This window comes from Deinococcus proteolyticus MRP (assembly GCF_000190555.1).
Classification (GTDB): Bacteria; Deinococcota; Deinococci; order Deinococcales; family Deinococcaceae; genus Deinococcus; species Deinococcus proteolyticus.
Genome location: NC_015161.1, coordinates 965587 through 989432, shown reverse-complemented (window position 1 = coordinate 989432; position 23846 = coordinate 965587). Strand labels below are relative to the sequence as shown.

21 protein-coding genes are annotated in these 23846 nt (G+C 66.1%); 11 read left to right on the top strand and 10 right to left on the bottom strand.

Going from position 1 to position 23846, the window contains the following annotated elements; all coding sequences use genetic code 11:
• Positions 1-12: 12 nt before the first annotated feature.
• Complete coding sequence (locus tag DEIPR_RS04765; protein WP_148231780.1) at positions 13-411, bottom strand: hypothetical protein; 399 nt, start codon at positions 409-411, stop codon at positions 13-15.
• Between the two features lie 312 nt (positions 412-723).
• On the opposite strand from DEIPR_RS04765, the gene gap reads away from it, so the two are divergent.
• From gap to DEIPR_RS04735, 6 genes are all read left to right on the top strand, one after another.
• The gene (gap, locus tag DEIPR_RS04760) at positions 724-1716 is read left to right on the top strand and encodes a type I glyceraldehyde-3-phosphate dehydrogenase (protein ID WP_013614699.1); all 993 of its coding nucleotides are present in this window, start codon (positions 724-726) and stop codon (positions 1714-1716) included.
• A 120-nt stretch (positions 1717-1836) separates the two neighbouring features.
• Positions 1837-3006, top strand: a complete 1170-nt coding sequence (locus tag DEIPR_RS04755; RefSeq protein ID WP_013614698.1) for a phosphoglycerate kinase — start codon at positions 1837-1839, stop codon at positions 3004-3006.
• The gene (locus DEIPR_RS04750; protein ID WP_013614697.1) at positions 3003-3371 is read left to right on the top strand and encodes a nuclear transport factor 2 family protein; all 369 of its coding nucleotides are present in this window, start codon (positions 3003-3005) and stop codon (positions 3369-3371) included. The genes DEIPR_RS04755 and DEIPR_RS04750 overlap by 4 nt, the downstream gene beginning before the upstream one ends.
• A 9-nt stretch (positions 3372-3380) precedes the next feature.
• Entirely contained in the window at positions 3381-4112 is a 732-nt protein-coding gene (tpiA, locus tag DEIPR_RS04745; RefSeq protein ID WP_013614696.1) for a triose-phosphate isomerase, read from the top strand.
• 82 nt (positions 4113-4194) lie between these two features.
• Entirely contained in the window at positions 4195-5526 is a 1332-nt protein-coding gene (gene asnS, locus DEIPR_RS04740; protein ID WP_013614695.1) for an asparagine--tRNA ligase, read from the top strand.
• Between the two features lie 122 nt (positions 5527-5648).
• Positions 5649-6443 (top strand): Cof-type HAD-IIB family hydrolase, encoded by a 795-nt coding sequence (locus tag DEIPR_RS04735; RefSeq protein ID WP_013614694.1) that lies wholly within the window; start codon positions 5649-5651, stop codon positions 6441-6443.
• A 29-nt stretch (positions 6444-6472) separates the two neighbouring features.
• Here the strand turns inward: DEIPR_RS04735 and DEIPR_RS04730 are convergent, their stop codons facing one another.
• The 3 genes from DEIPR_RS04730 to recN form a co-directional block, all read right to left on the bottom strand.
• A complete protein-coding gene (locus DEIPR_RS04730) occupies positions 6473-7252 on the bottom strand; it encodes a hypothetical protein (RefSeq protein WP_013614693.1) in 780 nt (259 codons plus the stop codon).
• Between the two features lie 99 nt (positions 7253-7351).
• A complete protein-coding gene (locus tag DEIPR_RS04725; RefSeq protein ID WP_013614692.1) occupies positions 7352-8437 on the bottom strand; it encodes a protease complex subunit PrcB family protein in 1086 nt (361 codons plus the stop codon).
• A 107-nt stretch (positions 8438-8544) separates the two neighbouring features.
• The gene (gene recN / locus DEIPR_RS04720) at positions 8545-10209 is read right to left on the bottom strand and encodes a DNA repair protein RecN (RefSeq protein ID WP_013614691.1); all 1665 of its coding nucleotides are present in this window, start codon (positions 10207-10209) and stop codon (positions 8545-8547) included.
• Positions 10210-10409: 200 nt separating this feature from the next.
• Here recN and DEIPR_RS04715 point away from each other — a divergent pair, with 200 nt between their 5' ends.
• Both DEIPR_RS04715 and pckA read left to right on the top strand, forming a co-directional pair.
• Positions 10410-11573 (top strand): hypothetical protein, encoded by a 1164-nt coding sequence (locus tag DEIPR_RS04715; RefSeq protein WP_013614690.1) that lies wholly within the window; start codon positions 10410-10412, stop codon positions 11571-11573.
• A 306-nt stretch (positions 11574-11879) separates the two neighbouring features.
• Positions 11880-13457, top strand: coding sequence for a phosphoenolpyruvate carboxykinase (ATP) (pckA, locus tag DEIPR_RS04710; protein ID WP_013614689.1), 1578 nt, complete (start codon positions 11880-11882; stop codon positions 13455-13457).
• Positions 13458-13561: 104 nt separating this feature from the next.
• On the opposite strand, the gene miaB is transcribed toward pckA, so the two are convergent.
• Positions 13562-14941, bottom strand: coding sequence for a tRNA (N6-isopentenyl adenosine(37)-C2)-methylthiotransferase MiaB (miaB, locus tag DEIPR_RS04705; protein WP_013614688.1), 1380 nt, complete (start codon positions 14939-14941; stop codon positions 13562-13564).
• Between the two features lie 126 nt (positions 14942-15067).
• Entirely contained in the window at positions 15068-15571 is a 504-nt protein-coding gene (locus DEIPR_RS04700) for a hypothetical protein (RefSeq protein ID WP_049775073.1), read from the bottom strand.
• Positions 15572-15700: 129 nt separating this feature from the next.
• Between DEIPR_RS04700 and DEIPR_RS13885 the strand changes: the two genes are divergently transcribed.
• Positions 15701-16177, top strand: a complete 477-nt coding sequence (locus DEIPR_RS13885) for a hypothetical protein (protein WP_013614686.1) — start codon at positions 15701-15703, stop codon at positions 16175-16177.
• Between the two features lie 59 nt (positions 16178-16236).
• Here DEIPR_RS13885 and DEIPR_RS04695 read toward each other — a convergent pair whose 3' ends face one another.
• Positions 16237-16743: a hypothetical protein gene (locus DEIPR_RS04695; RefSeq protein ID WP_013614685.1), complete on the bottom strand. Its 507-nt coding sequence runs from the start codon at positions 16741-16743 to the stop codon at positions 16237-16239.
• Positions 16744-16910: 167 nt separating this feature from the next.
• Between DEIPR_RS04695 and DEIPR_RS04690 the strand changes: the two genes are divergently transcribed.
• Entirely contained in the window at positions 16911-18509 is a 1599-nt protein-coding gene (locus DEIPR_RS04690; protein ID WP_013614684.1) for a peptidase associated/transthyretin-like domain-containing protein, read from the top strand.
• On the top strand, positions 18506-20995 hold the full coding sequence (locus DEIPR_RS04685) for a S8 family serine peptidase (protein ID WP_013614683.1): 2490 nt from the start codon (positions 18506-18508) through the stop codon (positions 20993-20995). Before DEIPR_RS04690 ends, DEIPR_RS04685 begins: the two co-directional genes overlap by 4 nt.
• A gap of 194 nt (positions 20996-21189) precedes the next feature.
• Here DEIPR_RS04685 and DEIPR_RS04680 read toward each other — a convergent pair whose 3' ends face one another.
• The 3 genes from DEIPR_RS04680 to DEIPR_RS04670 all read right to left on the bottom strand — a co-directional run bounded on the left by DEIPR_RS04680 (position 21190) and on the right by DEIPR_RS04670 (position 23819).
• Positions 21190-22266 (bottom strand): lipid II:glycine glycyltransferase FemX, encoded by a 1077-nt coding sequence (locus DEIPR_RS04680; RefSeq protein ID WP_013614682.1) that lies wholly within the window; start codon positions 22264-22266, stop codon positions 21190-21192.
• Positions 22267-22357: 91 nt separating this feature from the next.
• Positions 22358-23119: an RluA family pseudouridine synthase gene (locus tag DEIPR_RS04675; RefSeq protein WP_013614681.1), complete on the bottom strand. Its 762-nt coding sequence runs from the start codon at positions 23117-23119 to the stop codon at positions 22358-22360.
• Complete coding sequence (locus DEIPR_RS04670) at positions 23109-23819, bottom strand: 5'-methylthioadenosine/adenosylhomocysteine nucleosidase (RefSeq protein WP_013614680.1); 711 nt, start codon at positions 23817-23819, stop codon at positions 23109-23111. The genes DEIPR_RS04675 and DEIPR_RS04670 overlap by 11 nt, the downstream gene beginning before the upstream one ends.
• Positions 23820-23846: the final 27 nt, after the last annotated feature.

Sequence of the window (23846 nt, the reverse complement as noted above, 5' to 3'; positions counted from 1 at the left end):
GGGAAAACCTCCTCAGGTTTGCCGTAGGGGATGAATGGTCGCGGCGTGGTCACGTGGTGAGAGGCGCTGAGGAGGAGCGCGGGCGTCGGCCCAGCGGGGCAGCGGGCGGGCGGGCGCCGGGGCCTGCGGGGTGGCCGCTGGCCGGTGGTCCGGGGGACCAGGGTCCAGAACGAAGGGGCTGGCCGCCTCCCCGAAAGCCTGGGTCACGCAAAAGGGACAGTGGGCCTGCGGGTCGTGCGCGGCGTGGCCCTGCCGCTCCGGGTGCCGGCTCTGCTGACCGTGCTGCAGGTGACTGTGCTGCAGCTGATTGGGAGCTGCATGGTGCGCAGGGTGGCCGAGCTGCTGGGGCGCAGCGGCCTGGGCCTGCAGCGCCGCATACAGCTGCGGGCTAAGGCCGCCGCCGCTGCGCATCTGAAAAGCTGCGCCGCCCAGCAGCGCGCGCCCCCCCCCCCTTCCGTCCCCCCTGCGCCGCAGAACCCCGGCCGCCCGCCGGACACGGCGCAGCAGCGACGGAAGCGGCGGGGGCAGACGGACCATCTGAGTACCACTGTAGGGCCTGTTACAGATGGAATTGTCCCAGGGTGCCGCCGCCCAAGACCGGAAAGCAAGGGACGCCTGTTCCGGGTTTTGTCAGGTACACTCTAGGCAAGAGGCTGCCCACCCCCACAACCTAGTTGCCACCTTGGCCCCCGCTGGGGGCAGGGCGCCCTCGCAGGAGGAAATATGAAAGTAGGCATCAACGGATTTGGCCGTATCGGCCGCCTGGTCTTCCGCATTCTCAACCAGCGTGGCGTGGATGTGGTCGCCATCAACGACCTGACCGACAACAAGACGCTGGCGACCCTGCTCAAGTACGACTCCACCGCCGGCCGCTTTGACGGCGAAGTCAGCTACGACGAAGAGTCGCTGACCGTCAACGGCAAAAAGATTACCGCCCTGGCCGAGCGCGACCCAGCCAAAATCAACTGGGGCGACCTGGGCGTGGATATCGTAATCGAGTCCACCGGCTTTTTCACCGACCGCGAGGGTGCCAGCAAGCACCTGCAGGGCGGCGCCAAAAAGGTCATCATCACTGCGCCGGCCAAGAACGAGGACATCTCCATCGTGCTGGGCGTCAACGAGAACGACTACGACCCCGCGCAGCACAACATCATCTCCAACGCCAGCTGCACCACCAACTCGCTGGCGGCGCCCATGAAGGTGCTGGACGAGGCCCTGGGCATCGAGAAAGCCATCATGACCACGGTGCACTCCTACACCAACGACCAGAACATTCTGGACGCTCCCCACAAGGACCTGCGCCGCGCCCGCGCCGCTGCGGTCAACATCGTGCCCACCTCCACCGGCGCCGCCAAGGCCGTGGCCCAGGTGTACCCCGGCGTGAAGGGCAAGTTCGACGGCACCAGCCTGCGCGTGCCCACCCCGACCGGCTCCATCAGCGACGTGACGGTGATTCTCAGCCGCGACGTTACCGTGGAAGAAGTGAACGACGTGTTCCGCAAGGCCGCCGAGGGTTCGCACAAGGGCATCATCGAGTACACCGAAGACCCCATCGTGCTCACCGACATCCAGGGCAACCCCCACAGCGCCATCATCGACGGTGGCCTGACCATGGCGATGGGCAACCTGGTGAAGTTCTTCAGCTGGTACGACAACGAGTGGGGCTACTCCAACCGCATTGCCGACCTGACCCAGCTGGTACAGAGCAAGGGCTGACGCTGCGCCGCAGGCGGCAAGCGGAACGATTCAGCAAGTGCCGCGCCGGGCCGCCCCGGTGCGGTGAGGAGGGAAGGGCCGCAGACCAGCGTGTTCTTCCCTTTTTTCCTGGGAGAAAAGATGCAAACGCTAGATAAGCTGGATGTGCAGGGCAAAAAAGTCCTGGTGCGTGTGGACTACAACGTGCCCCTCAAAGACGGCGCAGTGCAGGATGAAACCCGCATCACCGCCAGCCTGCCCACGCTGCAAAAGCTGCTGGACGGCGGCGCGGCGCTGATTCTGACCAGTCACCTGGGCCGCCCCAAAGGTGGCTACGAGGAGAAATATAGCCTCAGGGGCATCGCGCCCGTGCTGGAAAAGCACCTGGGCCGCCCCGTCAAGTTCGTAGAGGGCCTGCCCGGCAGCGACGAAGTGGCCGCTGCGGTGCAGGGGCTGCAGAGCGGCGACGTGGTCCTACTGGACAATGTGCGCTTTGAAGAAGGCGAAGAGAAGAATGACGCTGCGCTGAGCGACCGGCTGGCCGCCTTGGCTGATGCGTTTGTGCTGGACGCCTTCGGCAGTGCCCACCGCGCCCACTCCTCGGTAAGCGGTGTGGCCGCGAAGCTGCCTCACGCGGCGGGTCTGCTGCTGCAAAGTGAAGTAGACGCGCTCGGCAAGCTGACGGGCAACGCCGAAGGCCCCTACGTGGTCATCATCGGCGGGGCCAAGGTCAGCGACAAGATCAAGGTGATTGAGAACCTGCTGCCCAAGGTAGATAAGATGCTCATCGGCGGCGGCATGATGTTCACCTTTATCAAGGCGCGGGGCGGCCAAATCGGGAACAGCCTGGTGGAAGACGACCAGCTTGACTACGCGGGGAGCCTGCTAGACAAGTACGGCGATAAGCTGATGCTCCCCACCGACGCGGTGGCCGCCGACAAGTTCGCCGCCGATGCCGCGACTCAGGTGGTGGCTGCCGACGCCATTCCCGAAGGCTGGATGGGCCTCGACATCGGCCCTGATACGGCCAAGGCCTACGCACAGGCCCTTGAGGGAGCCAAAACTGTCTTCTGGAACGGGCCGATGGGCGTGTTCGAGATGGAAGCTTTCGCTGCAGGTACCAACGCGGTGGCCAAAGCTGTCGGTGAGCTGGGGGAAGGCGCCTACACCGTGATTGGCGGCGGCGACTCGGTCAGCGCCATCAACAAGAGCGGCTACGCCGATAAAGTCAGCCACATCAGCACCGGCGGTGGGGCCAGCCTGGAACTGCTGGAGGGTAAGGCTTTGCCCGGCGTCGAGGCGATGCGGTGAATGAAATCCCACTGGCCGAGGCACGCGCCCTGGTAGCACGGCTGTTCGAGGTCATCGATAGCCGCGACTTCGGGGCGCTGGGCGAGGTCTTCGCGCTGGACGCGGTCTACGAGCGTCCGGGCTACAGCCCGCTGGAAGGCCTGGAACGCCTGACCACCTTCTACCGCGACGAGCGCATCATCGCTTCCGGAGCCCACCAGGTGGAGGATGTGGCCAGCGGTGAAGGCGTGGTGATTTCTCGCGGCGTATTCACCGGCAAAAGTCGGAAAGGCGACGACCTGAACGAGCGCTTTGCGGACGTGTACCGGGTGGAGGGCGGCAAAATCCAGCGCCGCACCACCTATTTCTTCCGCGCCGCCATCTGAGGAGACGATATGAACAACCTGCTGGCCCTGAACTGGAAAATGAACAAGACCCCCACCGAAGCCAAAGCCTGGGCCGAGGAAGTCCGCAGCGGACTGCACCAGAGCTACGCCGACGTGGCCGTGCTGGCTCCAGCCATCAACCTGCCCACCCTGGCCGCCGAGCTGCCGCAGAGCGTGGCGTTCGGTGCCCAGGACATCAGCGAGCACGAGAGCGGCGCCTACACCGGCGAAATCAGCGGAGCGATGCTGAAGGACGTGGGCGCCCGCTACGCCATCGTGGGGCACTCGGAGCGGCGTGAGTACCACGGCGAAACCGACGCCAACGTAGCGGCCAAAGCCGCGCAGGCGCAGGCCAGCGGCCTGACTCCTATCGTGTGCGTAGGCGAGGGCCTCGACGTGCGCGAGCAGGGCGAACACGTGGCCCATACCCTGGCGCAGCTGCGTGGTTCGCTGGAGGGCGTCGGCGCGGACGTGGTGGTGGCTTACGAGCCGGTCTGGGCCATCGGCACCGGCAAGACGGCGACTGCCGAAGACGCCGAGGAGATGGCCGCCGCCATTCGTGAGGCACTGCACAGCTTCTATGCGGACCAGGCCGGCAGCATCCGGATTCTGTACGGCGGCAGCGTGAAGCCCGAGAACATCGCTGAAATCTGCGGCAAGCCCAACGTGAACGGAGCCCTGGTGGGCGGCGCCAGCCTCAAGGCGGCCGACGTGCTGGCGATGAACGAAGCGCTGAAGTAAGGCGGCGAAACGCGGCGAACGAGGCAGGGGGGGCTCCAGGCTCCTTCTGCCTTTTTCACGGCTGCCTCTCTATACTGCACAGGTGCAAATTTCCGACCTCCCCCACCATATCGGCGAAACGGTCACGCTGACCGTCTGGCTGCAAGACAAGAGCGGCAAGGGCAAGATTCAGTTTCTGAAGCTGCGTGACGGGTCCGGCTTCGTGCAGGGCACTGTCTTTAAGGGCGACGTGTCCGAAGAGGTGTTCGAGGCGGCCAAGCGCCTGAGCCAGGAGCAGTCGCTGACGCTGACCGGCGAGGTCCGCGCCGATGAGCGTGCGCCCAGCGGCGTGGAAATCAGCGTGCGCGACCTCTCCCCGCTCTCGGAGGTGGTGGGTGAGTACCCCATCACTCCCAAGGAGCACGGCATTGATTTCTTGCTGGACCACCGCCACCTGTGGTTCCGTCACCGCCGCCCCTGGGCCGTGATGCGTGTGCGCGACTGCGTCCAGAGCGGCATCGTGGAATTTTTCCGCCAGGAGGGCTTCACCCGCTTCGACGCTCCCTTTTTCACCCCGAACGCCGCTGAAGGCACCACCGAGCTGTTCGAGATTGACCTGTTCGGCGAAGACAAGGCCTACCTGAGCCAGACCGGCCAGCTGCACGCCGAGGCAGGCGCACTGGCCTTCGGCAAGGTGTACACCTTCGGCCCTACTTTCCGCGCCGAGAAGTCCAAGACGCGCCGGCACCTGCTGGAGTTCTGGATGGTCGAGCCGGAAGTGGCCCCCGCCACCCACCAGGACAACATGGACTTGCAGGAGCGCTTCGTTTCCTTTTTGGTGCGCCGCGTGCTGGACGAGTGCAGGCAGGAGCTGGAGCTGCTGGGCCGCGACGTGTCCAAGCTGGCAGGAGCCGCCGAGGGCAACTACCCCCGCATCACCTATACCGAGGCACTGGACATCATCCGCCGGCACATTGAGGAAGGTGACCTGCCGGACAACGTGCAGGCCGATGTGCAGCCGGTGGAATGGGGCGACGACTTCGGCGCGCCGCACGAGACCATCCTGGGCTACCACTTCGACCGCCCGGTGATGGTGGAGCGCTATCCCGCTTCCTTCAAGGCGTTTTATATGCAGCCTGACCCCGCCGACCCCCGCCTGGCCCTGTGCGACGACATGATTGCTCCCGAAGGCTACGGTGAAATTATCGGCGGGAGCGAGCGTATCCACGACTTTGACCTGCTCAAGGAGCGCATCGAGGGCGAGGGCTTGCCGCTGGAAGCGTTCGAATGGTATCTGGACCTGCGCCGCTATGGCAGCGTGCCGCACGCCGGCTTCGGCATGGGGCTGGAGCGCTTCATTGCCTGGATGACCGGTATTGACCATATCCGCGAGGCGATTCCCTTCCCCCGGATGCTGACGCGGATGTTTCCGTAACGCAGTGCCCTGACGCCACGCTGGAGAGCTCTTCCTTGTCTGGAAGAGTTTTCTTATGTGTCCTTATTTTGTAATACTCGTACTAAAAAGCTCGCCTGACGGCTGCCCTTTACACTGGCGGGATGTTAGCTCTGGTCTGTATTGATGTGGACGGCACGCTGGTAGGCAGCAACAACGAGGTTCGGGACGATGTCTGGACCGCGCTGGAGGAGGCGCGCTCGGCCGGGATTCAGCTGGTGCTGTGCAGTGGCCGGCCCGCTTTCGGCCGGGCCCGCGAATACGCCGAGCGAATGCAGCCGGATGGATGGCACGTGTTTCAGAATGGCGCTTCAGTGGTGCGGGTCGGTACGGGCGAGAGCCTCAGCAGCGAGTTTCCGGCGGCGGAGCTGCGCGAACTGCTGGCTGCCGCCGAGCAGAGCGGCGAACTGCTGGAGGTCTACACCGATACGGCCTACGCCTCGACCCTGCGGGACACCCAGGCCCGCGAACACGCCGAGCTGCTGGGCGTGCCCTTCCCTCCCCTATGGCCGGCCGAGCTTCAGGGCACCCCAGTCCGCGCCCAGTGGCTGATTCGCTACGAGCAGCTGCCAACGGTCAGGGCGATCACGCCGGCTGGACTGGACCTGCACCCGGCCGGCAGTCCGCGCATGCGGGAAACCCTGTTCGTGTCCATGACCGCACCAGGGACCAGCAAGGGCAGCGCCATCCGCCGAATTGCCGAAAGCTACGACATCCCGCTGGAACGCACCATGATGATTGGCGACGGCGAAAATGACCTGCAGGCCATGGGCGTGGTCGGGCACCCAGTCGCGATGGGCAATGCGGAAGACGTAGTCAAGGCCGCAGCGAAGTACCACGTGGGCCATGTGGACGCGGGTGGGCTGCTTGAGGCACTGGCGCTGGCCCGCCAGCTGTAAAGGAGAGCATTTCTGCCCCCCGTTGGCTTTCAGCCACGTTCGCCCTGAACGGCCTGGACCAGCTGGTCTAGCGCGCCGGCATGTAGGCGCTGACCGGTGATGTGCAGCAGCTGCTGCGACAGCCGGAGCCCCGGCAGCTCCCCCAGTTCCAGGCGGGTCGCACTGCCCAGTGGCAGGCGGCCAGTCAGGTCCAGCAGGGTGTGGTAGGGCTGCAACACCCCGGCCGGCAGTGTCCCGCCCGTCACCACAATCAGGTCGGCCCGCTCGGCCAGGGTCTGCAGGGCAGGGTCACGGCGGCTTAGAGCATAGGTGGCCGTGCCCACAGGCACTTCACGGCTCAGACGCTCGGCGGCCGGCAGGCTGTCGGCCACGAAACCTACCTGCGTAAAGCCCAGCCGGGTCAGCGGCATGACGGCGGCCAGGTCTGCCCCATGCCCAATCAGCAGGGCGCTGGCCCCGCGCGCAGCGTAGTGGGTGGCTGCGACGGCGTCGCTCAGCGCTTCGGTCAGGGTGTACGTCCCCTGAGGGCCGGCGGCCAGGGCGCCGAGCGGTAAGGCGACGGCATCTACACGCCCAGCCCGCCGCGCCGCCTCATCAGGCTGAACGGCGGCGTACATCTGCTCCTCGTGTGCCGGGTGCACCAGCACGCCGCTCAGCCGCAGGGTTTGACAGGCAGCGAGTACACCGGCCAAATCCTCGGTGGGAAGGGGCACGGCCAAGTAGCCCAGGTCACGCAGGGCGCGGGCGGTCGCCGGCCCATAGCCCAGCAGGCCGATGAGGGGAGGAAAAGCGGGCGCAGAGGGGGGCATAAGGGGTATTGTAACTTTACGCGCTCTTGTATGTAATTCGCACAGTAAGCAGCCTTGGAAACAAGCCCGCCGACTTGGCGGGCCTTCTCCTTCTTCTCTCTACTTCTCTACGGTGCCGATACCGGCGCTGCGGCCTAGCCCCAGCACCTGCACGTCGCTGTAGCGGCCGTTCAGCTGCACGATCACCCAGGGGCTGGTCAGGGCCTGGGTGGTGAGCATATCGGCAGCCGGGGCCTTTTCACGGACCTGCACGGTCACGCGGCCGCCCACCACCTCCACCGACTGGACTTCCAGCGAGTAGCCCCCAGTGGAGCGGGTGCCCATGAAGATGCCGACCAGGGTTTTGCCGTCCAGGCTGGGAACACTGGGACGCGAGGACTGACGACCGTAAGCCAGGGCGTAGAGGGCCTGAGCCTGAGCGGTGGTGGTCGCCACCTGCACGGTGGGGCCGCTGGCGGCGGCGTTGTTGCCTTTGTCCAGGACAGAGTGGGTCATGGTGCCTCCAGGGGTGGGGGTGGGCGTGCCAGTGCCGGGAATGCCGGTGCCGGGCGTGCCGGCGGCAGCGACCCGAGTGATGCTCAGCGCCGTCAAGCGGCGTTCCCGTGGCTCGGGAGTCACCGACAGGGGGCGGTCAGGCACACTGCTGCCTGACAGGACACCTACGGCCAGCGGCCCCTGCCCGGAGAGCGAACGCGTCAGACTGGCAGCTTCACCCGGGGTCAGTTCGCCGGCACCTTCCAGACCAGAGACGGCCCGCGCCGCAATGGCCGAACCGGCAGTGGTGTTCAGCAGGTACCAGTTGCGGCCGTCGGTGTAGTAGAGCTCAGAGATGCCGCCCGCACTGGACACGTCGAACAGGCCCTGCGCGGTGCGGGTCACTTTGGGCTGGACCACGCTGCCGCTCAGGCCGCTCTGATAGAAGCTGTTCCCGTTGACCGTAAGCGCATTGCTCTCGGTGCCGGCCACCCGGCCCAGCTGCACCGACTGTCCGCCCAAGCTGAGCTGGGCGCTCTGGCCGGCAGCCAGGTCACCGTAAACCCAGGTCAGGCGCTGATTGCCGGCTCCGTACAGCAGGGCTTCGTGGACGGACAGGCCCGCCGGGCCAGTGGCCGCGCAGCCGCTCAGCATGCCAGCGCCCGCCAGGAGGCCCAGTTTCAGGGCCGTCATCGTGAGGTTGTGGTTCATGGGACTCAGCATAGAGCGCCCAGGTGATGCCCGGCTGAAGCGTGCTTAGCGCCACCTTTAGCTGTCCAACTTAGCTGTTCAGCTGTCGGCCGCTCCCCAGCGGGGGTCTAGCGGCGGGCCGCTGTGCGCTTGCGGCCCCCAGACGCCACCGTGCCACTGGCCAGCAGTTCACGGGCGTGGTCCAGAGCAGCGCCGGAAGTCTGGCCGCCCAGCATCCGGGCCAGCTCGGCTTCGCGCTCGGCCTGGTCCAGGCGGCGCACCCGGCTGACGGTGCGCCCACCCACCACTTCCTTTTCAACCCGGTAATGGTGGTCGGCGCGGGCTGCAATCTGCGCCAGGTGAGTCACCACCATCACCTGCCGCTCGCGGCCCAGCTGCGCCAGCTGCTTAGCCACGGCCACAGCCGCCGCTCCACCGATTCCGGCGTCCACCTCATCGAAAATCACCACCGGAGTTTCAGCGCCGACCACCGTACTGATGGCCAGCATCACCCGTGACAGCTCGCCGCCCGAGGCCACTTCGGCCAGCGGGCCCATGTTCTCACCGGGGTTGGCGCTGAACAGCAGCACCACGTCGCTCAGGCCCGCCGCGCCCGGCTGCGGCAGGGGTGTAAGACCGAATTCCAGCCGGGCATGCGGCATTCCCAGTTCACGGATGACGGCCAGCAGGCCGGCGGCCAGCGGTCCGGCAGCTCCGGTCCTGGCCGTGTCCAGCTCCCGCCCGGCCGCGAGCAATGCCCCATACAACCGCTCCACCTCGCCTGCCAGGTCGCCGGCGTCCTCCTGGTCCTGTTGCAAGCTGGCCAGCTCGGTTTCGGCCTTGTCGGCGAAGGCCAGCACATCGCTCAGCTCGGGGCCGTACTTGGCCTTGAGCCGATTCAGCGCGGTCAGTCGCTCCTCGGTCTGCTCAATCTCCTCAGGGTCAGGAGCGCTGCTTTCGGCAATCTGGCGCAGTTCGGGGACCAGCGCTTCCACAGCGTCCAGGGCGGTGCGCAGTTCGCCGAGCAGGGCTTCGGAGGCCTGGTCGTAGCGGGCACCGGCCCCCAGGGTCTTGATGGCGGCCTGCATCAGCCCTTCGGCGCTCACCTCACCGTCGGCCAGCAGGTCCAGGGCTCCAGCGGCCGCACCGGCAATCGCTTCTTGGTGGGTCAGGCGCGACAGTTGGGCGCTGAGCGGCTCTTCCTCACCGGGCTGGGGCGCCACTGTGCGGATTTCGCCCACCTGATACTCCAGCAGGTCCAGCAGCCGCGCCCGTTCGCGTTCGCCGGTTCGCAGCCGCTCCAGCCGGGCAGCGGCCGCCTGCCACGCCGCGTAAGCAGCGCTGTAGGCCGCCGCCGCCTCTGCGCAGCGCCCGTCCAGCAACCGGCGCTGCGCGGCGTGCGACAGCAGCCTGACCGCCGAGTGCTGCCAGTGGATGGTCAACCGCTCCTCCGCCCAGCCCGACAGCTCACGCACAGCGACCACTTCGCCGTTCAGCCGCGCCACCGAACGCCCCTGACGGCTGACCCGGCGGGAGCTGATGGCCTCTTCCCCGCCTTGCACCCAAAAGCCGGTCACCAGCAGCTGCTCTTCGCCCCGGCGAATCAGGTCAGGCTTGGCACGTTCGCCCAGCAGCAGGCCCAGGGCATCCACGATGATGCTCTTGCCGGCGCCGGTTTCGCCGGTAAAGACGCTCAGGCCACCGCTGAGTTCCAGGTCCAGCGTTTCGATGGTCGCCAGCGACTGCACTTCAAGGCGGGTCAGAAGGGGGGCCTGCTGGGCGCGGCGATTCACCGGCCCAGTTTAACGCAAAGCGGCCGCCTCCCAGGAAGTCTGCCCATCACATTGGAAGGCGACGCTGGGAGACGTCGGGAGGCGGGGGACGCGGGCCGCTGCGCGGCACACGCCTGCACACAGCTGTAGAGAGAAACTTAGAGATTCACTGCGTTCACAGGGTGGATGGTCTAGACTGACAAGCGTTAAAGGAGTGAATGATGGCTAGAAAATCTGGAATTTCCGCGTCGAACCTGATGCTGATGGGCGGCCTGGCTGCCCTGGTGCTGGACCGCAACCTGCGCGACCGCGTGGTGGGCACCACCCGCTCCGCCTACGGCCACGGCCGTGAGCTGCTGGAAGATGAAGTGATGCCGGCGCTCAGCGTGGCTGCCGTGCAGGCCGAACGCGGCGCCCGCCGCCTGGCCCGCGAAGGCCAGCAGGCGCTGCACGACTGGCAGCAGGACGACGCTCCCCAGCTGCTGGGCCGCGCCCAGGGCCTGCTGGAAACCGCCAGCGAGCGGGCAGCCCGCCTGGCCGCCGAGGCCCAGAAGGAGTGGCACAGCCGCGCCGAGCAGGCCGGCGACACCCTGCAAAGCGCCCGCAAGGATGCCCGCCGCGGCCTGATGCACCTGGCAGACGAGGGCGAAGACCGCTACAAGCAGGCGCGTAAGAGCGCCCGCCGCACCGCCCGCCAGAGCAGCGAAGGCCTGGAAGACCTGCAGGGTGCCTTCCTGGGCTTCCTGAACCGCAGCGGCGACGAACTGGAAGACCGCCGCCGCCAGATGGAGCGCGACCTGAACCGTGCCCGCCGTGACGCCGAGCGTGAGCTGCGCAGCACCAAGCGCGACTGGCAGGCACATAAGCTGGAGCGCGCCATCGAGAAGAAGGTGGCTCCGCTGCAGAAGATGGCCGAGCGTGAATACGGCCGCTTCGAAAAGGACGTGCTGAAGCAAAAGCGGCTGGCCGAGCGCCAAGCCCGCTCCGGCGGTGGCCTGAGCGGCAGCACCGTGCTGCTGGGTCTGCTGGGTGCCGGCGCCGTGGCCCTGGCCCGCATGCCCGAAGCGCGCACCGCCGTGCTGGAAGGCGTGGAGAAGATTTCCCCGGATGCCCGTCATCACGTGGAGCGGGTGGGCCGGTCCTTCAAGGCCAGCGTGGGTGAAATGTGGATCGAAGGTCCCAAGCCCAGTACCAACCCGGCCCCCACCGGCAACAAGAGCGTGGCCGCCACCGGTGACGCTTCCAAGGACAGCGGCAACCCCAAGACCGGCAGCCAGGCCCCGGCCAGCATCGACAAGCCGGCGGACGGCAGCACCCAGGCTTCGTCTGCGCAGAACGATGACAGGAAAGGTGGCACCGACACCACCCGCACTCCCAACATCTGAGCCCAGACGCCTTTCAAGTGAAAAACCCTGTCCCTGTGGCAGGGTTTTTTGTGTGCTGTGGGGCGTCCCCCGTGGGCAGGGCAGCCCCGCAAGGGTGACAAATGGCATTTGTTATCCGCTCACACTTGCGGCACAATAGGAGCCGTTCAGTTCAGCAGCAGGCCGCAGGATCACCCGCCGGCTTCCCTTAGCGCAGGAACACCCTCCTGGCGCCCAGGGACAGCACTGGTCCTGGCCGGTGACTGCCTACCGCAGCCCCGCCGGCTCCTGATGGCCCCAGCTGCTGAACACATTCCGGAGGAAACTATGACTGCAACCCCATCCCGTATCAGCAGCCTGCTTCAGTCCGCGCAGGTGCACCGCAACCCCACCGTGCCCGAGCTGTACGAACATGCCCTGCGCCTGGGCGAAGGCCAGATTGCCCAGGGTGGTCCCCTGGCCGTCCGTACCAATAAGGCTGGCCGTAGCCCCAAGGACCGCTTCATCGTGGAAGACGAGCTGACCCGCGACACGGTGTGGTGGCAGGGCTTCAACCAGCCCATCAGTGCGGAAGTGTTCGACCGCCTGCTGGCGAAGATGCTGGACTACGCCCAGAACAAGGAACTGTTCGTGCAGGAGCTGTACGCCGGCACCGACCCCGAGCAGCGCATTTCGGTACGGTTCATTCAGGAGATGGCGTACCACTCGCTGTTCGTGAACAACATGTTCGTGCGCCCCAGTGCCGCGGAGCGCCAGAACTTCGAAGCCGACTGGACCGTGCTGAACATTCCCAGCTTCACTGCTGACCCCGAAGTGGACGGCACCCGCACCGACACGTTTATCCTGGTGAACTTCAAGGAGAAGATGATTATCGCGGGCGGCACCCAGTATGCCGGCGAGAACAAAAAGGGCATCTTCGGCGTGCTGAACTTCCTGCTGCCCGAACGCGGCGTGATGCCGATGCACTGCTCGGCCAACGTGGGCGAGGGCGGCGACGTGGCGCTGTTCTTCGGCCTGAGCGGCACCGGCAAGACCACCCTGAGCGCCGACCCCAGCCGCCGGCTGATTGGCGACGACGAGCACGGCTGGACCGACAGCGGCGTGTTTAACTTCGAGGGCGGCTGCTACGCCAAGGTCATCAACCTGAATGCCGAAGCCGAGCCGGCCATCTACCGCACCACCCACACCTACGGCACCGTGCTGGAGAACGTGGTGCTGGACGAGAACCGCATCCCCGACCTCGACGACGGTTCTCTCACCGAGAACACCCGCAGCGCCTACCCCATCGAGCAGATTGACAACATTCAGCCTGGCTCGATTGCCGGCCACCCCAAGAACGTGGTATTCCTGACCGCCGACGCCTTCGGCGTGCTGCCCCCTATCTCCAAGCTGACCCCGGAGCAGATGGAATACCAGTTCATCAGCGGCTTTACCGCCAAGATTCCCGGCACCGAGCAGGGCGTGACCGAGCCGCAGCCCACCTTCAGCACCTGCTTCGGCGCGCCCTTCATGCCCCGCCACCCCGGCGAGTACGCCGAGCTGCTGGCCCGCAAGGTCAAGGAGCACGGCTCGGCCGTGTGGCTGGTCAACACCGGCTGGACCGGCGGCCAGTACGGCACCGGCAAGCGCATGAGCATCCGGCACACCCGCGCCATGATTAACGCCGCGCTCGACGGCCAGCTGGACGATGTGGAATTTGAGACCGAGCCTTTCTTCGGCCTGAGCATTCCCAAGGAAGTGCCCGGCGTGCCTGCCGAAGTGCTGAACCCCCGCGAAGCCTGGGCCGACAAGGCCGCCTACGACGAAACCGCGAAGAAGCTGGCCGGAATGTTCCGCGAGAACTTCAAGCGCTTTGAAGAAGGCGTGCGTCCTGAAGTGACGGCGTCCATGCCTGAGCACGCTTAAGGTCCGAGAGTCTAAAAGTCGGAAGGTCTAAGGGCAAAAAGTGACTGCCCTTAGACCTTTTCTCCTCTTCCCTTCGACGCTTAGACTGTTGGGCCCTCAGACGTTCACAGCATTTGCAGAGGACTGCTCAGCGCCGCCGCTTCTGGCGTCCATTGCGGCAGTTCTTCCAGCGGGCGGCCCTGGGCGTCCACCACCTGGCCGTAGAGCATGTGCGGGGTGGCGTGGTTGATGCGGACCTGGTAAATGCCGGCTCCCTCCGCGCCCACGGCTTTGGGCACCACGGTGGGGTGCTGGCCGCGCGTGTGGCCTTCCAGGAAGCCGGGGCTGTAGGCGTCGCCGCGCACCAGCACTTCCTGCACCGTGCCCACCTTGGCGGCGAAGCGCCGGGCGCTCCAGTCTTTTTGCTTGGCAATCAGGCGCTGCAGCCGCTCGGTCTTGACCTCGCGGGGCAGGTCGGTGAAGTGCTTGTAGCTGGGCGTGCCGGGGCGGGCCGAGTAGATGAACATGTAGGCGCTGTCGTAGCCCACCTCGTCGTACAGGTCCAGGGTCTGCTGGAAGTCCTCTTCCGTCTCGCCGGGAAAGCCCACGATGATGTCGGTGTACAGCACGGCGTCGGGCATGTGCCGACGGATTTGCTCGATGTGGGTGAGGTATTTCTCGCGGTTGTACTCGCGGGCCATGCGGCGCAGCACCCGGTCCGAGCCGCTCTGCACCGGCAAGTGGATAAACTCGCACACGGCGGGCGTTTCGGCCATCGCCTGGGCCACGTCTTCGGTGAAGTTCATAGGGTGCGAGGTGGTGAACTTGATGCGCTCGATGCCGCTGGCGCCCACCATCCGCAGCAGGTCGGCGAAGCTGGGATACCCGGCCAGGCGGGCGCCCTGGTCCACCCCGTAGGCGTTCACGTTCTGGCCCAGCAGGGTCACCTCGCGCACGCCGGCGGCCAGCTGCATGTCCAGCTCGCGCAGGATGTCGTCGGGCGAGCGGCTGACCTGCGGCCCCCGCGTGGTGGGCACAATGCAGTAGGTGCAGTGGTGGTCGCAGCCCCGCATGATGGTCAGGTGAGCCTGCAACTTGCCCTGCGGGGCGGGCGGAATGTGCCCGTGCAGCTCGTCGCGGAAGTTCAGCGCCCAGAAGCGCTCGTTGCTTTCGAGCGCCTTGCCGATATCCAGCAGGCTGCCGGGGCCTATCAGCACATCCACCTCGAACTTGCGGGCAATCTGCTGGCCTTCTTCCAGCTGCGCGAGGCAGCCCATCATGCCCACCACCAGCGGGCGCTTCGCCTTTTCCTTGCGCAGTTCGCCCAGCACGGAGCGCACTTTGTCCACCGGCTTGCCGCGCACCGCGCAGGTGTTCAGCAGCACGAAATCGGCGCTGTCTATGTCCTCGACCATGTCGGCGCCCAGGCTGACAAGCTGCGACTGCACCAGGTGCGTGTCGTACTCGTTCATCTGGCAGCCGTACGTGACTACATGAGCTTTCACAGTTCTTCTCTCCTCAGGGCTGACCGGATGGATTCCGGGGCCGCACCGCGCCGGCCACCGCCCAGAGCTGGGCAGGTGCCGGCAAGAGCTCCATCTTAGCGCCTGGAACTTTTGGCGTAGGGCCCCTCAGGGGCGGAGCGGCACACTCAGCGGGTCCGCAGACACAGCGGCCTGACCCTGGGGCACAGGCTGGGCCACCCGCCGCAGGGTCAGGTCAAAGTTCATCAGTTCCTGGCCCAGCAGCACGGTCCGCACCTGTCCCTGCACCTGCGCTGCACCGCCGCTGAGGCCCAAGTTGGCGGTCAGGTTGGCGGCGTGGCGGTTGCCTTTCTCGAACAGCCGCGCACTCAGCGAGCCGCCCTCCCCCACCGGGATAAATTCGCCGCTGAAGGTGTAGCTCTTGTTGCTACGCAGATTGGTCAGCACGCCGGCCGCGCTGCCGTCTTTTTCCGACACGTCCAGCACCAGCCGCGCCGCCGACTCGCCGGTCAGGCCCTTCAGGATGCCCTCATAGCTGCCGCTGTAGCGGGCTTCCAGCGGCGAATACGGCGCCTGCCCGCTGCCCAGCACCGAGCAGCCCGCCAGCATCACAGGCACCAGCAGAACCAAGAGCTTTATAGACTTCATCATGCTCACACCCTAAAACGCCGGGAGACACAGGTGGTGAACTCTTGGGAAACATTCTCACATTTGAATATTCCTCACGTTGCTTAAATGCCCAATCACTTAAGCGTCAGGTTGGAGGAGCATGCTGGCCCTATGAAAAAAATTGCATTGATGGCCCTGGGTTTGACCGGTGTGCTCGCCAGCTGCGGTGGTGGCACCAGCACCATTGAAGGCGCTCCTACCACGAACTGGCAGCTGCGCTCCGACGTGAAGGATATTAATAACAACATCATTTTGAAGGCGGGCACTTACGTAATTTGTAATGACCGTCCGACTACTGTGCAGGCTAACGTGAGTTGGGGAGCCGGCGTAACTCAGGTGCAGTTGTGGGCGCGTGGTCAGAAAGAGTCTAAGCCTGTTGCTTACTACAACGTGAATCCTACCGGTGGCACTGGTACAGCGACTTTCACTCTCAACGGCGGAGTGGCCCCGCAATCAATCACTGTTAACCCTATTACTACACCAGTACGTGTTAAAAGCTACGTAGAGCTTGGTACAGCCACTGGGGTTAGTGACATTAAATGGAACTCTTACGATTTCCCCGTACTGGAAAGCTGCACCACTGCCTGAGCTTTACCACCCACGAAAAAAGCCCCCTTCACCGGGGGCCTTTTTTTATGGGTTCAGGGTTACTCGGTGCCCAGCATGCGCAGGACGGGGCGCCACCAGGGCATGGCCAGCAGCAGGGGAACCCAGGTCAGGAAGGTCCAGAACAGGGCGCTGCGCCAGCGGGTGATGTCGTCGCTAACGGTGGTGGGCGTAGGACCGGGAGCCGGGGTGCCGTCCGCCACGTACACGGGGGCAGCGCGGGCAGGGGCTTTGGCGGCGCGGTTCGCCATGGTGGCGAAAACAGCGGCAATCAGGCCCAGGCCCAGGTGCTCCCAGCCAAAGCTGGAGCGGGGGCCGTCGGGGAAGGGAGCCATGCCGTTCATCCCCATGATGGCGAAGAGACCCAGGCCCAGCAGCACTTGCAGGTGAATGCTGCCCATGAAGGCCGAAAAGGGAGCGCGGGAGGTCATGGGGCCACGGGAACGCACGCCCATAAAGGCATTGACCAGCGCCCAAATGCCGGTCAGCAGGACCAGCCAGCGAACCCAGTTGTGGGCAGTCAGCAAAGGGTAATAAACATTCTCCATGCCTCTCAGGCTAGTTGACCGGCAGGTAAGTTGTCTATCACCTGTCCTCATGGGGCCCTGGCCAAAAATTGTAACTTTTCCCGGATTGCACTTTGGGCATCCTTAACCCAATTTCACTTCTGCACATGCTAAAGTCAGAGAGCATTCACGTTACAAAAAGGAGAGGTATGCAGAAAAAATATGCAGTACTGGCCCTGAGCCTGACCGCAGCCCTAAGCGCGTGTGGCGGCGGCACCCCGCCCAAACCTGCCCCTGAAGTCCCCGGGGTAGAAATGGTCACCTTGACTGGAGCTGTGGCCGAGGGCCGCGCCCAGGAGGCTGCCGATGGCGCCGCCGTGACCGTGAAGGGCGGCGGCACGGCTCAGACCGACGCCGACGGGCGCTTTACCGTCACCGCTCCCAAGGGCCTGACCGAAGTGACCATCAGCAAGGCCGGCCATGCCAGCACCCGCGTGGTGGGCCTGAACACCGCCGAAACCACCGAGCTGGAGGAAATCCTGCGTCCGGTCTTTGACGCTACAGCGACCACCAAGGCACCGGAAATCAGCCTGACCGTGCTGCGCGGCGACCCCGCCAACCCGGACGCCTGGAAGCCGGTCGCGCCCGGCGAAACCGTGAACACTTTCGGCAGCGACGTGACTTTCGGCGTCACGGTGAAGGTGGACCGCCCTGAGATGAACACCTTCAAGACCGGGATTGCCAGCATTGAAGTGGCAGGCGGCACCAGCGGCTATCTGAACGCCGGCACGGTCCGCGAGCTGTACGGTGACCCCCGCAGCCAGACCACCTCTCTGACCTTTACGGCGGCCGAACTGGCGGCCTTTCAGGGCAAAGTGAACCTGCATGTGGTGGCCTACGACCTGAACGGCAACCGCGTGCACCTGATTCAGCCACTGAACGTAACCAGCGAGAAGAACATGGCGGCCGTGGTGGCTCCCACCAAAGTGATGCCCCGCGCCGTGACCTACGGCGACAACCTGACCTTCGGACCGCAGAGCCTGACCCCCGCCCAGCAGGCCCGCCTGTCGGCGCAGGTGCAGAGTCTGGGCCTCCAGGCCCTAGGACTGGGCGACAGCCTGACTCCCCAGGCCGCGCCCCGCGACGCTTCGCTGTGGGTGGATGTACGCTTCGAGTATCCCGCCGAAGCCAAGCCGCGTGCTTTCGAGCTGTGGCGTTCCTTTGACGGCACCACCTACAGCAAAGTGTTCTCGGCCGCGCCAAGTGCCGTGGCCGCCGGCACCGGCCGCTACCTGATGCGCGACACCAGCCCGCAGCTGACTGCCGGGCGGCAGACCCACTACAAGGTCCTGGCTGTCAGTGACGCGGGCAGCGCCGAATCCGCCAGCGCCAGTGTGACCCCGCTGGGCCGCTACACCGTGCAGCTGAACAGCCCCGCCCAGGCCCAGACCGGCGTGAGCCTGACACCCACCTTCACCTGGACCGGCACCGGCCAGAGCGACCGCACCCTGACCAGCGTCATCGTGACCGACCGTGTGCAGGCCGAGAGCTACACCACCACCTGGCGCAGCAAAACGGTGCCGAACGGGCAGAGTGCCGTCTACAACTTCGACGGCAGCGCCCTGACGCCTACGCTACAGCCCAACCATGCCTACGAGTGGCAAGTGGCTTCGGTCACGATGAACGGGGATGGCAGCGCTGTCGCCATCGCCGCCGACTACTTCAATGTCTTCGGCCTGTTTGCCAGCCCCTCGCAGAGTGTGCGCTCGGCTCCTGTGAGCGAATTCGTGACCGGAGGAACCCAATGAAATCCCGCCTGAATCAGCCCCGCTTGAGTCTCTTCGGTGCCGGCCTGGGCCTGTCGCTGCTGCTGGCCAGCTGCGGTAGCCAGACCACTGTTCCCGCCCAACCGGGTGCAGGCCAACCCAGCGCGGGCCAGCCTGCGGCCCCTGTGATCAGCGGCGACCACATCGAGCGTCAGCTGATTGTGGGCCTACAGGCCGGCGCTTCCGCTGACGAAGTGGCGGCCCTGCTGGGCGCCCGCGTGGTGGACGTCAGCCCCCGGCTGAATGCGGCGCTGCTGGAACTGCCCACCGGACAAGCCCTTGCCAAGGCTGCCGGCCTGCTGCGGTCCAGCCCACTGGTGCGCTACGCCGAGCCCAACTATGTGGCGACCCGCCCGGCCAGCCCCCAGAGCAGCAACCCGCTGGGCGCCCAGAGCATGTACGGCGGCCTGAACGACCCGGAAATCGGCTACCAGTGGTTCCTGCGCAACATGAAGGCCGAGGAAGCCTGGAAAAAGTCCACCGGTAAAGGGGTCCGCATCGGCGTGGCCGACGAGGACATTGACCGGCACCACCCCGACCTGGCGGCCAACATGGCTTACCCCGGTTTCGACGCCCCCAACAAGGCCCTGATTACCCCCGAGACGCCCCATGACGGCGTGGGAGAACACGGCACCTGGGTGGCCGGCACCGCTGCCGCCGTGGGCAACAACGGTATCGGCGGCGCGGGCGTGGCCCCGGACGCCAAAGTCGTTCCGCTGACCATCACCCACAGCGATTCGGGCGCTTCGTACTGGGATTCAGCCAACGCCTTCGTGTGGTCCGTGACCGGCCCCGACGGCAAAGTGGCCGGCGAGGCCGGTGACGGGGACACCCCGGCCGGGCATAAGGGATACGTGGACGTGCTGAACTACTCGTTCGGCGGCGACAACTACTCGCAGATTCTGCGCGAAGGTATTCAGTTCGTGCTGCAGCACGGCGTGGTCTTCGTGACTTCGGCTGGCAACACCCCCACGGCAGGCTCCGGCTCGGCGGCGTGGGTGCCCGGCGTGGTGTCGGTGGCGGCCACCACCGCGACCGATACCCGCACCACCTTTTCCAACCGTGGCGGCCATCTCAGCGTGGCGGCCCCCGGCGAAAATATCTGGGTGCCCGGCACCCGCGTGCATACGGCCGACCCCAGCGAGAACAACTACGCCTATGTGAACGGCACCTCGTTTGCAGGCCCTGCGACGGCCGGTGCCGCCGCCCTGATTCTGTCGGCGGCCATGAAAGGCGGCCCGGTCAACCTGACTCCTGCGCAGGTGCGCCACATTCTGGAAGACACCGCCTACAGCCCCACGGGCGGCTACACCACCGACCTGGGCTACGGCGTGGTCCGGGCTGACCGCGCTGTGGATATGGCCCTGAACGACGCTCCCAACCGGGTGGAAAAGGGCGCCAGCCTAGACATGCGCTTTGTGGCGCAGTCGGACCCCAGTGTGGGCATTCCGCTGGTGGGCGTGACCCTCAAGGGCTCCGAGCGCCGCCCCGACCAGCTGCTGTACGGCCAGTCTTCGGCAGGCGAGTTCGTGTACTCTTCGGGCCACGCCAGCTTCTATGAAATCGACGCGGGCGACTACCAGCTGTTCGCTTCCGGCCCCCGCCCCATCCTGACCGGCATCACTCCCGGCAGCAGCGTGGCAAGGGTCAGCCTGGCACCGGGCGAGCGGCGCACCCTGGGCGACCAGGCCGGTGTGCCGCTGGACGTGGAACTGCCCGCCGACCCTTACGAGCCAAACAATGCCGCAGGTCAGGCCACGCCTATCGCTTACGGCCAGGCCGTAGAAGCCGTGATGAGCGAGCGCGACACCGACCTGTACCGCTTCAGCGCTCAGGCCGGCGAGACGGCGTTCGTCAACACCCAGACCCTGCTGGGGTCGCCCAACCTGAAACTGCGCGTGCTGGCCGCCAGCGGCACCGAGCTGGCCGCCAACACCAGCTTCCGCAGCGGCCTGCGCGACGCCGCACTCAAGTTCCAGGTGCCGGCGAGCGGTGAGTACCTGATAGAAGTGACCGACGAGGGAGTCGGCGGCGCCTTCAACACCTATCTGCTGGGCGTCACCCAGTGGAAGGGTGTGGCCCCCGAACAGAACGAAGCCGGCCGCGTGAGTGGCGAGACCTTCAGCGGTGTGGACTGGACCAAGGCCACTGCAGCCGCTGTAGGCGAAGCTTACGAAGCCACCCTGGCGACCAACGCCGATGTGGACACGTTCCGCCTGAGTGCCCGCGCAGGCCAGACCCTGGTGATCGATACCCTGGCGCACGGAAGCGGCATCCCTGACCTGGTGCTGGGCCTGTTCAACGCCCAGGGTCAGCTGCTGGCCAGCAACGACGACTTCACCAGCCAGGACTCGCTGGTGACCTTCAAGGTGCCCAGCGACGGTGAATACTTCGTGGCCGCCGCCAGCTACAACGGTGAGAGCAAAGGCACCTACACCATCAGCTTCATGCAGGAAGCTGCCCAATAAGTTCCAGCTTTGCAGCAAAGGCCCCGCCCCTTACAGAGGAGGCGGGGCCTTTGCCGCTGCGGTCCAAACCGGGTGGGTCCGGCGGTTTCAGAGCAGTGTTCGGCTATGCAGCTTTGCCAGTCCCTACGAGGTGATCCGGGAAACAGGACCCCACGGCCCGGCCCAGCCCACGGGGAAGATGGACCCCTGCCCCCTTAAAGAACGTCGTCAGCAGTGCCGCGCTTGCGGAGGTTGTTCTGCGTCTTGCGCCAGCGCAGTGCCTTGACGATGGCAGGAGCGGCGGCATTCAGCGGCAGGTCATAGGCGGGGAACCAGACGCGCTCCTCTGAGAACTTCAGCTTCATCTTGAACACGCCGTAGGAGTGCTTGGATTCGTCCAGTTCGCGGGGAATGCCCCAGAAGTCGAAGACCCGGTAGCCGTGCCGCTGCGCGTCCAGCAGGGCGTTCCAGTAAAAGGCATCGGGGGCCTTGGCGTCCTTGCGGGGCGAGCCGTCGGCGGTCGGGCGGTCGTCGCGGACGCTGCCGCCGTACAGGTAGCAGGTGGTGTCGCCCAGGGCCAGGAAAAAGCCGCCGGCCAGGGCGCGGCCCTCGTGGCGCGAGAGCAGCAGGTAGCTTTCGCCGCCGTACTTGCTCCCTTCACTCAGCATGGTCTCGTAGTAGGCGCGGGGGAAAGCGCCCAGCTTGGCCCGCTCGTTGGTGGCCGTAAAGATTTCCCAGAACCCTTCAAAGTCGGTGTCGCGCTGCGCCACCACGCCGCGCTTCTCAGCGGCGCGGACATTGCGGCGGGCCATGGAATGCAGGCCGGCGAACAGGTCTTTTTCGCTGGCATCCAGCCGCTTGATGATGGTGTGCTCAGGCTGCTCAGTGGCCGAACGCATGAAGGGGCCGAACTGCGGCGGGATGTTGCCGTCGCCCTCATTCGCGGGCAGCATCAGCGGCGGCTCGATTTTGAGGAGGGTATCGGTCGGCCGGCGCACCGCCTGCACGGCCTGGCCGAATTCCGGCAGCAGGTCGGTATCCAAAATGGCCGGGCCACGCGGGGCATACAGGGTGGAGAATCCGGGAATCAGCCGCTTGCGAATCAGCTGCACGGCTCCTACTGTCTCTCCGGCACGCTGCAGCAGGTAACGCTCCGGCTGCTGCCCCAGCACCCGCCGCGCCTCGCCGTAGCCCCAGCCCTGCAGCGGACTGCTCAGGGGCATGGTGGCCACCACATCGTTGTAGGCCTGGGGGTCGGTGGCAGGAATCAGCTGAATCGTCGGCTTAGACACAGCATGGATTGTAGCAGCGGCGCTGCGTGCTGCCGCGGACAGTGGCGGTCAGGCGCGGCTGAAGGGGGCAAGCAGCAGCGGGCCTGCCCTGTCAGCGGCCGGCCTGCTCCAGCCCGTCCCAGAACGCCTGCATATCCGCCGGCAGTGGGTCGTGCAGCCGCACCTGCGCCCCGTCCCAGGGGAAATGCAGGCTGGCGGCGTGCAGCGCCTGCCGGGCCATCCCCAGGCGGCGAGTAAGCTCCGGGGTCTGGCCTGTTTCGCGGAACTCCAAAAAGGCGTCGCGCTCGGGACCGTAAATCTTGTCGCCCACCAGTGGCAGGCCGAGGTGATAGAGGTGGGCACGAATCTGGTGCAGCCGCCCGGTGCGGGGGCGGGCTTCTATCAGCGTGTGCCCGGCGCGGCGCTCCAGCACCCGGAAAGCCGTGACTGCCGGGCGGCCATCCGGCACCACCCCCTGACGCATGATGACCCGGTTGCCGCCGCCCAGGCCCAGTTCGCCCAGCGGGGCGTCTAGTTCATAGTCGGTCCAGGCCGGCACCCCGCGCACGATGGCCCGGTAGGTTTTGGCGACCAGGCGCTGCCCGAACAGCACGAAGAAACGCCGCGCCGATTCGGAGTCGCGGCTGAGCAGCAGCAGACCGGAGGTTTCGCGGTCCAGCCGGTGCGGAGGCCCCAGGCTGCTTTCGCCGGTTTCGCTCTGCCAGAAGCTCACCACGTCCGGGACGCGGCTGCTGCCATGTGAGCGCACCGGATGGGTCAGCCACAGCGCCGGCTTGTGCAGGGCGTAGAAGTCCGGGTGCTCCAGCAGCAGCCGGGGACGCCCGCGACCGGCCTGCAGCGGTTCAGCCCCCACGGGCAAAGCGCTGCTCGGCTCCCAGGCGGCGCACCATGCCGCGCACCACCGCGCCCGCGTGCTGGGCGACCTGCGGGAAGAACGTGCGGTAATCCACTTTGGCATCGTGGTCGGCGGTGTCGCTGATGGCCCGAATGACCACGAACGGCACTCCCGCCGAGGCGCACACCTGGGCCACTGCCGCGCCCTCCATTTCGGCACAGTGGGCGCCCAGCTCGTGCAGGCGGGCCGATCCCTCGGCCGAGGCGATGAACTGGTCGCCGCTGGCCACCCGGCCCTCGTACACCTGCACGGCGCTCACCGCTCCGGCAGCGGTCAGGGCCAGGTCGCGCAGGTGGACATCGGCGGGCCAGCTGGCCGGTTCGCCGGGAACGGTGCCGGGGTCGTAGCCCAGCGGCGTCACGTCCACATCGTGCTGAATCAGGTCGGTGCTGACCACCAGGTCGCCCACTTTCAGGGCGGGATGCACGCCGCCGGCCACGCCGGTAAAAATCACGCTGCTGGCTCCCTGCAGCAGCAGCACGGTGGCGGTTTTGGCAGCGTTGACCTTGCCGATGCCGCCCTGGGTCAGCAGGACCGGCACGCCTTCCAGCAGGCCCCGGTACAGGGTTACGCCCAGCACCGTTTCCTCGCTGCGCTCTTCGAGCAGGTCCCGCAGCAGCACAATCTCCTCGTCCATCGCGCCGATAATCGCAATCATGGGCCTCAGTGTACCCGCCGGGGCTCC